The sequence below is a fragment of the Paenibacillus sp. JT31N7 genome, from assembly GCF_059692095.1.
Window position 1 is genome coordinate 291851 of sequence record NZ_JCAUAT010000005.1, and the last position, 13340, is coordinate 305190.

General features: G+C 53.9%; 12 protein-coding genes. 1 reads left to right on the forward strand and 11 read right to left on the reverse strand.

Annotated features, from left to right (window positions below):
• Positions 1-92: 92 nt before the first annotated feature.
• From AC58P5_RS21745 to AC58P5_RS21795, 11 genes are all read right to left on the reverse strand, one after another.
• Positions 93-1871 carry a hypothetical protein gene (locus AC58P5_RS21745; protein ID WP_497390255.1) on the reverse strand — a complete coding sequence of 593 codons (1779 nt, stop codon included), beginning with the start codon at positions 1869-1871 and terminating at the stop codon, positions 93-95.
• Positions 1872-2214: 343 nt separating this feature from the next.
• Positions 2215-3108: a Vgb family protein gene (locus AC58P5_RS21750; RefSeq protein WP_497390257.1), complete on the reverse strand. Its 894-nt coding sequence runs from the start codon at positions 3106-3108 to the stop codon at positions 2215-2217.
• A gap of 272 nt (positions 3109-3380) precedes the next feature.
• Complete coding sequence (locus AC58P5_RS21755) at positions 3381-4763, reverse strand: MFS transporter (RefSeq protein ID WP_497390259.1); 1383 nt, start codon at positions 4761-4763, stop codon at positions 3381-3383.
• A 107-nt stretch (positions 4764-4870) separates the two neighbouring features.
• Positions 4871-5467, reverse strand: a complete 597-nt coding sequence (locus AC58P5_RS21760; RefSeq protein WP_497390261.1) for a TetR/AcrR family transcriptional regulator — start codon at positions 5465-5467, stop codon at positions 4871-4873.
• Between the two features lie 292 nt (positions 5468-5759).
• A complete protein-coding gene (locus AC58P5_RS21765; RefSeq protein WP_497390263.1) occupies positions 5760-7061 on the reverse strand; it encodes a pyrimidine-nucleoside phosphorylase in 1302 nt (433 codons plus the stop codon).
• Between the two features lie 205 nt (positions 7062-7266).
• Positions 7267-7974, reverse strand: coding sequence for a purine-nucleoside phosphorylase (gene deoD, locus AC58P5_RS21770; RefSeq protein WP_497390265.1), 708 nt, complete (start codon positions 7972-7974; stop codon positions 7267-7269).
• A gap of 55 nt (positions 7975-8029) precedes the next feature.
• Entirely contained in the window at positions 8030-9211 is a 1182-nt protein-coding gene (gene deoB / locus AC58P5_RS21775; protein WP_497390267.1) for a phosphopentomutase, read from the reverse strand.
• Between the two features lie 26 nt (positions 9212-9237).
• The gene (locus AC58P5_RS21780) at positions 9238-10416 is read right to left on the reverse strand and encodes a NupC/NupG family nucleoside CNT transporter (protein ID WP_497390269.1); all 1179 of its coding nucleotides are present in this window, start codon (positions 10414-10416) and stop codon (positions 9238-9240) included.
• 122 nt (positions 10417-10538) lie between these two features.
• Positions 10539-10940, reverse strand: coding sequence for a cytidine deaminase (locus tag AC58P5_RS21785; RefSeq protein WP_497390271.1), 402 nt, complete (start codon positions 10938-10940; stop codon positions 10539-10541).
• 27 nt (positions 10941-10967) lie between these two features.
• Positions 10968-11633, reverse strand: a complete 666-nt coding sequence (gene deoC / locus AC58P5_RS21790) for a deoxyribose-phosphate aldolase (RefSeq protein WP_497390273.1) — start codon at positions 11631-11633, stop codon at positions 10968-10970.
• Positions 11634-11899: 266 nt separating this feature from the next.
• On the reverse strand, positions 11900-12481 hold the full coding sequence (locus tag AC58P5_RS21795) for an LOG family protein (protein WP_497390275.1): 582 nt from the start codon (positions 12479-12481) through the stop codon (positions 11900-11902).
• Between the two features lie 226 nt (positions 12482-12707).
• Between AC58P5_RS21795 and AC58P5_RS21800 the strand changes: the two genes are divergently transcribed.
• Positions 12708-13277 carry a bifunctional transcriptional activator/DNA repair enzyme AdaA gene (locus AC58P5_RS21800; RefSeq protein WP_497390277.1) on the forward strand — a complete coding sequence of 190 codons (570 nt, stop codon included), beginning with the start codon at positions 12708-12710 and terminating at the stop codon, positions 13275-13277.
• The last annotated feature ends 63 nt before the right edge of the window (positions 13278-13340 follow it).

The following is a 13340-nucleotide window of genomic DNA, read 5'->3' on the forward strand; positions in this document are numbered from 1 at the left end:
GCCTTGTCCTGCCCTATTGGATGCGGCGGTCCTTCGGACAGCAGAATCAATATAACCCGTCACAGCACCCAGCCCTCACCCGCCCGCAAAAACTATTTAAAATTCACGTTGATCACAACGTTTTTTCTGTCCTCTTCGTCCTCGTATTCCTCCTGCTGGCCGGCGATTTGCTCGACGCGCGCGCGGTAAGCCTGGACATCGGTAGCCATCGCTTCCGTATCTCGTCTGAGACGATCAAGCTGGATAGGAGGACTGCTCATCCGGCGGTCGATCAGGTCCTTCTGCTCGTGAATTTTGTATTTCAAATCTCCGAGATCACGGGAATGCAGCGCTTCTTCCAAACCTTCCGACGAAATAAACGACACCGTCTCCTGAAAATCCATCCAGCAAGTGTGCACGCTCTCTCTCAGACCGTTCAGTTCCTTATTGGCCGCTTCATACGCCTGAAGGCGGGCATGTTTCTTTTCGGCCAGCTCGTACTGCTCCATCAGAGCGATGAGTTTTTTGCCTCCTTCGTTAAAACGCCCTTGCGCCAGCAGGTTTTCCACTTCGGGAAGCTTTTGAGTGATTTCGCGGAACAAAACTGTAAATTGATCGAATTCGCCGCGCATAAACGACCAGACGGATTCCGCAAAATACGCTTTTACCCGCTTCAGCTCTTCCTTAAAGGCCGGTTCGGGATAATCCAGCTCCCGCATGCCGCTTTTAAGAAGCCGGAGCGTCTTGGACAAGCTTTCCCTGAGCTCAGCCAGTTCTCCCGCAGCGATTATCGAATGCTTGATCAGGCCCGTCACGTCCGAAGAGATACGTGCAGCTTCCCGGATTCTGCCTGCGTTAAGCGCCTCAAGCATAGAGACCGAGACCGCCTCCGCACGATCCAAACTCGCAAAGGAAGTCAAATCCGATGACTCCAGCCCGTGCTCCAGTATGGAACGGTTCACTTCATCCCGCGCGTTCCCGATCTGTCCTTTGAATTTCTGCTGCCGGTTATGCAGCTCAGGCAGGTCCGCAAGCAGCCGTTCGATCTCGGCCAGCTGTTCCCGTTCCGGCGCAAGGTGCTCCTGCACATCAATAAAATCGCTCATCTGCTCCCGGTCGATGATCCCGATCCGCTTTTGCAGACCGAACAGTTCCTCTTCCAGATCGTCCACCCGGTATGAGGCCGAACGGTCCTTCGCCCGGGCCAGAAGGGACTCGATTTTCGCCTGAAGCTCCGCTACGACTTTGTCGTTCTGCTTCTCCAGCTCACAGAGCCTGTCGATGCTGCCTTTCAGACTGCCGTATACCCCTTGATACTGCCTCAACAGCACCCGGCATTCTCCCATCGTTTCTTCCAGCGTTTTGACATTGCCGATAAAAGAAATCTTGATGCCCGAGATCATCCCCGTCATCTCATCCAGAATGGAAGAAACATCTTTCAATTCGGCTTCTACGGGGCAGATGCGTTTTTCGGACGAAGGCCCTTTGTACAAATCGGCCAGCAGCCCGAGGCGCTCGCTGTCCCGATACAGATCCGTGGAATAAGCCTGCGCTTCACGGAGCAGCTTTTCCTTCCTCTTTCGCTGCCGGAAAACACGAATCGATTGATAGATAACGAAAAGGATACCCGCAAAAATCCCGAGTTCCTTAAGCCCTATGTGATTCACGTTCTCATCCTTTTCGTGTGACGCCAGATTCATACCGTCCGCCCAGAAAGGAGCGGCCGAATTCATCTCTCCCGCTTCCCTTATCTTGCCTGACTGTACGGTATAACCGTGAACGGCCGAAGTCCGGGAAGACTCTGCCGCAGCTTCCGGGGTCATAAACGATGTATAGACCATTCCGGTCAAAAGGGAGAACGCAATCAGATTGCGTATCCATATATTTTTCATGATAAACCTCCGCAAATGTGGGATGAACCCTCTATCCTCTGAAATTCCGTATAACTATCCCAAAACAGCGTCCTATCAAGTCTTAACGTTTTAGGCAATCGGTACATTTCCAGATCAGGGCCCGTATGTGAGAAAAAGGCTCATTTTGTCATCTCTATTCATTAAACCATAGGACACAAGCATAAATGCAGTAAATAAATTCCATAATACGAAACCTTTTTATAAAAAAATCCACCTCTAACCAACCTGAATTCAGGGACTTTAGCCCTTATTTCAACAGCAAAAAAAGAGATCACCGCTTACGCGCAGTGATCTCCTTTTCCCGTGCTTCGTCTTTACGAATTTAGAACGAATGGACCGTTAACCGGCCGATCTGGCCGCTCTCCTGTGCAAACCAAACGGTTCCGTCAGGTCCGACGGCAAGTCCGTGCGGCTCCGCCTTCTCTCTGGGGATCGCATATTCCGAGATTTCACCGGCTGTAGTGATCCGGCCGATCTTGTTGCTTCCCCATTCCGTAAACCACAAGTCCCCCTGCGTGCCTGCTGTAATCGCATGCGGCTTTGCTCCCGGCTCCGGAAGAGGGTACTCGGTAATCTCGCCCGTTGTCGAGATCCTCCCGATCCGGTTGCCGTTAATCTCGACAAACCATAGGGCGCCGTCAGGGCCTCCCGTAATCCCCACCGGACCAGCCTGTCCGGACGGGAGCGGATATCCGGTTATCTCTCCCGCAGAAGTAATGCGGCCAATCCGGTTTCCCTGATTTTCCGTAAACCACATCGCTCCGTCCGAACCCCGTGCAATAAAGGAAGGAAAACCCCCAGGCAGGGGCAGTCCGAATTCCGTAATCGTACCGTCCGGTGTGATCCGGCCGATTTTATTTCCCGTCAATTCGGTGAACCACACAGCTCCGTCCGGTCCCTCGGCAAGGCCGAACGGCCCTGAATCCTGCGCGGGCAGCGCAAACTCCGTGATTTCTCCCGTTAAACGGATCCGCCCGACTATACCGGCTTTATAACCGCTGAACCATACCGCACCGTCCGCTGCCGATAGGATCACGGAGAGGCCGGCTTCTTCCGCGGTTACCGGGAACTCCGTCACCGACCCGTCCGGTGCCATGCGGCCGATCCGGTTTCCTTTCTGCTGGGTAAACCAGATCGCTCCGTCTTTGCCGTACGTCAAACCGTACGGGCCCGAGCCCTCATCGGGCAGCGCAAATTCCTCAAACGTATAAGACATATGAGAACCTCCTACATAGACATGATAGGCGTGGCTTTGCATAAGTTGCTTAGGTGCTTCTCCTCCACTATACCGTTTTCCGCAAGGACAAGGTCAGCTAAAAAACAAATTCAACTGTTTTTTCTGAGTTTCTGCACAAAATGATCTGCGCAAGGCCCCTGACCTCGGTGCTTGGCGCCACACGAAAGTGATAAACCACGGGGCTAACGCAAAAAACCGGAATCCCCCTCTAAAGGGCCAATTCCGGTTTTTTCAACACTGCCATACAGCTCTCAAGCTTCCGCTTTTCTGGGAGCTGCATTTGCCGGAGCTCTGCCGAACCGGTAGAAATAAATACCCGCCGCCGCCAGAACGAGAACAGCAAGCCCCAAGTAAATGTTGCTGTACACGGAAGCTCCCTGGTAAAGATTAAAGGGATTCCACGTCACTGTCGCCCCGTTGTCGAGAAGTTTGCTGTAAATAGCCGACGAGGACGCGATTCCGATAAAATTCATCATGGCCATCAGCCCCATCCCCACGCCGACCTGGTCTCTTGCCAGAGATCGCGAAATGGTGTTGGACAGCGCAATCTGCATGAATGTCATGCCTACGTTGCCGAAGATGAGCAGAGCCGACACGAGCACGGGAAGAGCGCCGGACAAGGAGGACAGCAGAACAAAGCTGATAAACAGCAGGAAGGACGCGAGATACACAAGAAAGGAATTGCCCTTCTCATCCGCCAGCCTGCCGCCTCTGAGACCCATCATTGCGGACGCGGCCGCTCCCGGCACCATCATAAAGCCGATCATACCGGGCTCTATATGATTCACGTGCGACATAAGCTGAGGGATCAGGAACGATAAGGAAAAACCGAGGCCGACAATGATCAGGGAAACGATCAGCCCCGTTACATAATGTTTGTTCAAAAACAGCCGGGGCTGGATAAAAGGCTCCTCCGCCTTCAAGATGCGGAGAATAAATAGTCCGAGCAGCACAACTCCGCTGATTACAGTGATCCAGCCGCCGTTCGTAATGCTCAGCAGCAGCAGGCTGACGGTTCCCGCCAGCAGGGCTCCGCCCCACGCATCGATTTTACCGGCCGCCCCGCGCTTGTCGTCCAGCAATTTGCGGTAGGAGGGCAACGTCAGCAGTGTGAGCAGGGACAGACAGAACAGCCAGTGCCAGTCCGCCACGCTCATGATAAAGCCCGATAGCACCGGTCCGAGCGCATTGCCGAGCGCCATGCCGATAGCCGAGATGCCCAGGGCTCTGCCGCGGGTCTCCGGCGGAAAAAACCGGATCGGGATAATCATCGCGGCGGCGGGAATGACCGAGGACCCCACGGCCTGGAATCCCCTTGCCAGAATGACCATCCAATAGGCGGAAGCCGACAGGCCGATAACGGACCCGAGCGCAAAAACGGTAAGCCCGAACGTGATAAGCCGTTTTAACGGATATTTATCCGCGAGCTTGCCGTAAATGACCGATCCGATGGCGTAGACCAGCATGTAAATGGAAGCCACCCAGCTGACCTGGGCCGAATTCAGATGAAACTCCGCACTGATCTGCGGCAGCACGATGTTGAAAATAGAGGCGTTCATAACCGAAATGACCAGAGTGAACGCCAGAACCCGCATAAGTTTATCGCCGGTTGTTTTTTGTACAGCGGTTGACACGGCTTTCGCCTCCTAGCATGCAATTGATATCCGAATACTTCGGTTAATCTCGTTAATCATTAAAGCTTTGTATGGTTGTACTCCCTAACATAACGGGCCGAAAAAAACTAGGGAGCAAGCGCCCTAGTAAAAACCTTTACGCTTTCCCGGATAAAATCATCAAGCGGAATATCGGCGAATGTCCCCTCTCCCCAACCGTCCCGGTTATTCATAAACGCGCCGTAATTCATCCACATGAACGAGACCGCATGGAGCTCGGGATTCGTCGTTGCCATTTTTCCCTGCTCCGCCATCTTCACGAAATAATCCGTCAAAAACTCTCTTAATTGGCGGGGATGCCTCTGCGTCTTTTCCCGGAAACCGGGCAGGCTTCCCGATTCTCTCAGGCTGATCTGGATCATTTTGCGGTTGCGGTTCATGATATCGTGGTAGGTCCGGCTGATCAGAAGAAGATCGGTTTCCAGTTCCCATACCAGCTTTTCCGCAAAAAGCTTCTGCATCTCCCCAGCGTAATGAAACCGGTCGAAAGCGGATTCAATCAAATTCTGCTTACTTCCGAAGTGCCGGAACAGCGTCATTTCACTTAGTCCCGCGGCAGCGGCGATTTCTTTGGTGGTGACGCATTTGTAGCCTTTATCCGCTATAAGATCGATGGCTGCCAGCAGCAGTTTGTCCGAACTGTTTGAAGATGAGCTGCCGCTCATACTTTCCCCTCCTCATGTATCTGTACGTTTCTCTCCATTAAGGAAAGCAAACGAATAATGTTTGTTAGTACTCACTATCATTTTGTTTATTCTATTCCCCTTTCCAATTGCTGTCAACCCCCAAACAAGGAAGCCAAACCGCTCTCTATTTAAGACCGCCCGCAACTCAGCCGCTCAAATGCAAAAAACCGCCGCATTCCCGATGCGACGGTTTCTTCGGCCTGCGGCCGGACTGAAGCCGATTTTTTTCAATCAGCCGTAATTCTGTAAAATTCCAGGCTTCTCGCGGACCCTACTCTGTCACGATGTCGTGAATGAGGACAGGCGCTTCAGCGTGGTCGGAAATACGGATGTTGTCGTAAATCATGGCGATAACATCCTCCACGTTTTCGCGGTTGGCGTGGATGGTTACGAGGGATTCGCCCGACTTGACACTCTCGCCGATCTTCTTGTTCAGCATGAGACCGACGGCCAGATCGATCTCCGACTCCTTCGTGGCGCGTCCCGCTCCGAGCAGCATAGCCGCCGTACCGATTTCATCGGCAACGATCTCGGCTACGACACCGTCTTCGCGCGCCGGCACTTCGATCAGGAACTTCGCTTTAGGCAGCTTCTCGGGATCGTCCACAACCGACGCGTCCCCGCCCTGGTTCGCGATGAATTCCTTGAACTTCTCCAGCGCTTTGCCGTTGCGGATCACTTCTTTGAGCTTCTCTTCCGCTTCTTCCAGGGAAGAAGCTTTGTTTGCCAGGAAGACCATTTGTCTTCCCAGGGCGAGGCAGAGATCTTCCAGATCCTTCGGCCCTTGGCCGCGAAGCGTATCGATGGCCTCCCGCACTTCCAGCGCGTTGCCGATGGCGGCGCCGAGCGGCTGGCTCATATCGGAAATGACGGCCATCGTCTTGCGGCCCACGTTGTTTCCGATGCTGACCATGGCATGCGCCAGTTCCTTCGCGTCCTCGGGAGTTTTCATAAACGCGCCTGCGCCCGTTTTAACGTCGAGCACGATGGCGTCGGAGCCTGCGGCGATTTTCTTGCTCATGATGGAGCTGGCGATAAGCGCGATGGAATCTACGGTCGCCGTTACGTCGCGAAGAGCGTACAGCTTCTTGTCGGCAGGCGTCAGGTTGCCGGTCTGCCCGATCACGGCGATTTTGTGTTCGTTTACCAGGCTTACGAACTCATCCTTGGAAATCTCCACGTGGAAGCCTTCGATCGCTTCCAGCTTGTCGATCGTACCGCCGGTGTGGCCCAGGCCGCGTCCGGACATTTTCGCAACGGGAATATCGAGCGCGGCTACGAGCGGAGCCAGTACCAGGGTCGTCGTGTCGCCCACTCCGCCCGTGGAGTGCTTGTCTACCTTAACCCCTTCGATAGCGGACAGATCAATCGTTTCGCCGGAGTTGACGATTGCCATCGTCAGATCGGCCCGCTCGCGCGCCGTCATGTCCTTGAAGTAGATCGCCATCGCCAGTGCGCTGACCTGATAGTCCGGAATATCCCCTTTCGTGTAGCCTTCGATAATAAAGTTGATTTCTTCCGTCGTCAGTTCCTTGCCGTCACGCTTCTTCGCAATCAAATCGACCATTCTCATCGTCTTTTCTCCTCGCTTTACCAGTAAGTACTCTTAATTAATTCCTATTCACGGGGGTAACCGATCAAAACCTGTGTCCCGTTTATCCGTTATCCGTTTGTTGTTGTCTTACTTGTCTTGTCTGTCTTGTCTGTCTTTTCTGCATATTGTCCAGCAACTATCTTATAGCCCAGCTGTATCTGAGGTCCTCGGCGACTATCCGGTCTTACAGCGAAATCGCCGTATCCAAGGCCACTTCCATCATCTCGTTGAAGGTAGTCTGCCGCTCTTCCGACGAGGTTTCCTCGCCTGTCAGAAGGTGGTCGCTCACGGTCAGAATCGTCAGAGCGTTCGCGCCGAATTTAGCCGCCAGGGTATAAAGGGCGGTCGTCTCCATCTCGACGCCGAGCACGCCGTAATCCATCAGCTTCTGCACGACCGTCTTGTCGTCGCGGTAGAAGATGTCGGAGCTGAAAATGTTGCCGACATGAAGCTTAAGCCCCTTCTCCACGCCGCGCTCGTAAGCGGCCTTAAGCAGCGGGAAGCTCGCGATCGGGGAGTAATCGAAGCCGCCGAAAACATGGCGGTTCGCACTCGAATCCGTGCAGGACGCCTGGGCCAGGATCACATCGCGGACCCGGACATGTTCCTGCATGGCTCCGCACGTGCCGACGCGGAGCAAGTTTTTGACGCCGTACTGGCTGATCAGCTCGTTGACGTAAATGCTGATCGACGGAATCCCCATGCCCGATCCCTGTACCGAAACCCGCTTGCCCCGATACGTGCCCGTAAAGCCCAGCATGCCGCGGACTTCGTTGTAGCAGATTACGTCGGACAAGTAAGTTTCCGCAATGTACTTCGCTCTCAGCGGGTCGCCCGGCAGCAGGATCGTTTCGGCGATATCGCCGGGTTTTGCACCAATATGAACGCTCATGAACGTGTACCTCCGTTATAAATAAGATAGAGCAGGACGGCTTACCGTCCCCGCTTTATTTCAAGTCCGCCAGGAAGCTTGCGCCGTGGGCGGGCAGTGCAACGCCGAAGTTGTCCGCTACGGTAGCGCCGATATCGGCGAACGTGCGGCGCAGCGGCAGCTCTTTGCCGCCATCCGCAAAACGCGGCGAGTAAACGAGCAGCGGCACGTATTCCCGCGTATGGTCCGTCCCGCGATAGGTCGGATCGTTGCCGTGGTCGGCCGTGACAATCAGGAGGTCCTCATCCGTTAATTTGGCGAACACTTCCGGCAGGCGGGCGTCGTACTCCTCCAGCGCTTGTCCGTATCCTTGCGGATCGCGGCGGTGGCCGAAGAGGGCGTCGAAGTCGACGAGATTCAAGAAGCTGAGTCCGGTGAAGGACTCGCCGAGCGTGTCCACCAGTTTGTCCATGCCGTCCATGTTGGAGACGGTCCGGACCGCTTTCGTCACGCCTTCGCCATCGTAGATGTCGGAGATTTTGCCGAGCGCGATCACGTCGAAGCCTTTGTCTTTCAGCTCGTTCATCGTCGTGCGCCCGAAAGGCTTCAAGGCGTAATCGTGACGGTTAGCCGTCCGTTTGAAGCTGCCGGCTTCTCCGATGAACGGACGAGCGATGATACGGCCCAGCATATACGGATCTTCCAGCGTAATTTCGCGGCAGAACTCGCAAATTTCGTAAAGCTCCTTAAGCGGCACCACGTCTTCATGGGCGGCAATCTGCAGCACGGAGTCCGCGGACGTGTAAATGATGAGCGCGCCGGTTTTCACGTGCTCTTCGCCGAGCTCGTCGATGATTTCGGTGCCGCTGGCCGGCTTATTGCCGATCACCTTGCGGCCGGTCTTCTCTTCGATGCGCCCGATTAGTTCATCCGGGAAGCCGTCCGGAAATACACGGAACGGCGTTTCGATGTTAAGGCCCATGATCTCCCAGTGCCCGGTCATCGTATCTTTCCCGTTCGACGCCTCCTGCATCTTCGTAAAGTAAGCCAGCGGCTTGTCCGCCGCAGCCACGCCTTCGATCGGACGGATATTGGAGAGACCCAGCTTGGCCATGTTCGGCATGTTAAGGCCGCCCCTCTCCCGGGCGATATGTCCGAGGGTATCGACATCGAAGTCGTCGAATTTAGCGGCGTCCGGCGCCTCGCCGATACCGACCGAGTCCAGTACAATCAGGTGAATCCGTTTAAACGTAGTCATGTTTCACGCTTCCTTTCCTATTCAGCTTACAGGAACAGCCCCGCAATCGTAGCCGACAGGACGCTGACCAATGTAGCTCCATACAGTAATTTTAAACCAAAACGGGCCACAACGTTGCCCTGCTTTTCGTGAAGCCCTTTGACCGCACCGGCGATGATCCCGATGGAAGAGAAATTCGCGAAGGAAACGAGGAACACCGATACGATTCCGACGGTCCGCGGGGACATGGTCGTATGCTTGGCAAGGTCGAGCATGGCGACGAATTCGTTGGATACCATCTTGGTTGCCATAATGCTTCCGGCTTCGACGGCTTCGGCCCAAGGCACGCCCATTACAAACGCGAACGGAGCGAAAATATACCCGAGCAGGGACTGGAACGAAATGCCGAAAATGCCGCTGAAAATACCGTTGATCAAGGCGATCAGGGCTACGAAACCGATCAGCATGGCCGCCACGATTATGGCGACTTTAAAACCGTCGAGAATATATTCTCCCAGCATTTCGAAGAAAGACTGCTTCTCTTCTTCCTGTACTTCAAGAATATCTTCTTCTTTCGTAACCACGTAAGGGTTAAGAATCGACGAGATAATAAAACCGCCAAACAGGTTCAGCACCAGCGCCGTTACGACAAACTTCGGCTCGATCATCTGCATGTAAGCTCCGACGATGGACATCGAAACCGTGGACATGGCCGAAGCACAAAGCGTGTACAGACGGTGTTTCGGCAGCAGGCCGATTTGCTTCTTCACCGAAATGAATACTTCCGATTGACCCAGAATAGCGGATGCCACGGCGTTGTAAGATTCAAGCTTACCCATGCCGTTGACCTTGCTGAGCACCAGACCGATGTATTTGACGATAAACGGCAAAATTTTAGTATACTGCAAAATCCCGATCAATGCGGAAATAAATACGATAGGGAGCAGCACGTTCAGGAAGAACGGAGACGTCTTGTCGTTCGCTATACCGCCGAACACAAAATTGATCCCTTCAGACGCATAAGCGAGAAGCGATTCGAATACACCCGCGAAGCCGCGGATCAGAAATTCGCCCGCGCTCGTATTCAGAAGGGCGAACGCCAGGACTACCTGCAGGGCGATCATGACGAACAGCGGACGGTACCGGATTTTGTGACGGTTGTTGCTGGCGGCGTAAGTAAGCCCGAACACGACAAGCACGCCCAGAATAGCAACTAAATATTTCATGTTAGTGTTTCCCCCAATGGTTGCTCGGCATTAGCAGATTTGAATGCTGGTACAGGTCTCTGAACCTGCAAATCTATTAAGCGCTTACATTCAGTTTACAAAAAGAAGTTTCATAACCGTTTTTACTTTTTCTCCATATCATCGGCTTGAAAGGCTCCCGGGAGCAGCCGGTCGATCGTCCACTCTTCCGTATTGCCATGAAGATTGGTCAGGTATACTTTCGTGTTGCGGTCGCTGAACTCGGCGATAACCTGTCTGCATGCGCCGCATGGCGATACCGGTCCTTCCGTGTCCGCCACGATGGCGATAGCTTCGATCTTGTGCCCGCCCTCGCCTTCCGAAACTGCTTTAAAAATAGCCGTTCGCTCCGCGCAGTTGGTTAAACCGTAGGATGCATTCTCAACGTTGCATCCCCGGTATACCTTCCCGCCCGTGAGCACGGCCGCTCCGACCTGGAAGCCCGAATAAGGCACATAGGCCTGCTTGCGGGCTTCAATCGCTTCTTGAATCAGCTGGTCTTTCATGGATCCGTCCTCCTTGAAGGTCAGGGTTTAGTAAGAAGAAGCGGACTGGCCGCCTTCCATGATTTTAACGCCCGAGCTCGCCCCGATACGGGTTGCCCCGGCTTCGATCATGCCGTTCATGTCTTCGAGGCTGCGTACGCCGCCCGATGCTTTGACGCCTACGTCGGGACCGACGGTTTTACGCATAAGCGCTACATCCGCAGGTGTCGCTCCGCCGGTCGAGAACCCGGTGGACGTCTTCACGAAGTCCGCTCCCGCTTTAACTGCCAGCTCGCTTGCGCGTACTTTTTCTTCGTCCGTAAGAAGGCTGGTTTCGATGATGACTTTCACAAGTGCCTTGCCCGCGGCCGCGTCGACAACAGCTTTGATGTCGCTTTCGACCCGTGCGTCGTCCCCGGCTTTCAGGGCGCCGATGTTGATGACCATGTCGACTTCCCCGGCTCCGTTTGCGATTGCATCTTTCGTTTCAAACGCTTTCACGGCAGACGTTGTGGCACCTAGAGGGAATCCGATGACCGTACAAACTTTCACGGGCGTTCCCGCGAGCTGTTCGGCCGCATAAACGACCCAGGTCGGATTTACGCAGACGGATGCGAATTCATACTTCTTGGCCTCTTCCGTCAACTTCGTGATTTCAGCCTTTGTCGCATCTGCGCGAAGCAGCGTGTGATCGATTATTCCGGCTATGCTCATGTGTTTACACTCCTTGATTATGAGTTATCATGCCCTTTAAAAAGACAGTGTTCTGTAGGAATTCCATGCCTTCATGATAGCACATGCGTGAACATATGTAAAACACATCGTAAAATTATGTTCATGTCATTTTTGTGTCTTAAGGGCTTCTTACGTTCTTTTTCCGGGCATAAAAAAGAGCCCTTCACAACCTTCTTCACCAAGAAGGCCGTAAACGACTCTAGTATGCTTCTTTTCGGTACGTTTTACTAAGGATACCTGAAATTTCAGGTCTGATCGTTCTTTATGTACGTTTTGACTTCCGGAGCTTTGTAGGAAGCAAACTGTTCCAGCAGCTTGGCCGGGTCTTCGTTCACCAGCACCATCGAGCGGTATTTGTCCTGCATAAACTGCTCCTGATTCATCCGGTCGAAGAGAGCGACGAGGGGATCGTAATACTTGTTGAGATTGACAAGCCCGAACGGCTTCCGGTGAAGACCGAGCTGTCCCCACGTGTAAATTTCCACAAACTCCTCCAGCGTGCCCGGTCCTCCCGGAAGGGCCATAAATCCGTCCGCAAGGTCAGCCATTTTCGCTTTGCGCTCATGCATGGACTCGACGACGATCAGTTCGGTCAGCCCGTGATGGGAAATTTCCCGGTTCTCCAGCATTTTCGGGATCACCCCGATAACTTCACCGCCGGCCTCCAGAACCGCATCGGCCACAGCACCCATCAGCCCGACACTGGCGCCTCCGTATACGAGTGCGAGGCCCCGCTCCGCAAGCTCGCGTCCGAGCCTTACGGCCCCTTCCCTGTAAACCTCGGATGCTCCGTTACTTGATCCGCAGAAAACCGCTATGCGTTTCATTGTCTGATCTCCTCCATCCTTTTTGTACAAAATCTTCCTTCATTATAGTGGAAAGCGGGGCGGAGGAAAACCGAGCGGCACAGCCGCTCATTGTCCTTTTATTCCTTTTGCTTCCATATTCTCGTGTATTCTAGGTCTTAGCGAATTTTTGCTGTCCTATTTCACTCCTATTATCAAGCACCGGGCGGAAGTTTATAATGGGTAGAGAAGGAGGTGCGGTTAACGGATGAACGAGGACGCTATTTTCAAATCCGTCTATGAGACGATTTTAAGCAGAGATACCCGCCATGACGGGCAGTATTATGTGGGCATTACGTCTACGGGCATATTTTGCAGGCCATCCTGCCGGTCCCGGACTCCCAAGCCCGAAAATGTGAGGGTATACGAAAGCATCGAAGGAGCTCTGGCAGCCGGTTTCCGCCCCTGTAAAAGGTGCAAGCCCGAGAATCCGAGTCCCCACGGACCCGATGCGGAGCTGGCGGAAACCGTATTGGGCCTGATCCGCACCCGCTACGGCGAAAATCTGACGCTGCACGGGCTTGCCTCCGAGCTGAACATGAGCCCTTATCATCTGCAGCGTACGTTCAAACGGACGACCGGAATCAGCCCCTCGCGCCAGCTTCTTCTTACCCGCATGGAGGAGGCGAAGCGGCGGCTGTCCCGGAGTGAAGAGGCCATCGGCGAAATCGCGGCATCGGTAGGCTTCCGCAGCGCTTCGCATTTCTCCTCCGCCTTTCAGAAAGCTGCCGGCTGTACGCCGAATGAATATAGGGAACGGAACGCGCGGAACTCCTGAGCGAGAACCGATGCCGAAATAAAGCCAATTCAATTCAATTCATGTTAGTTCAATTCAATTCAA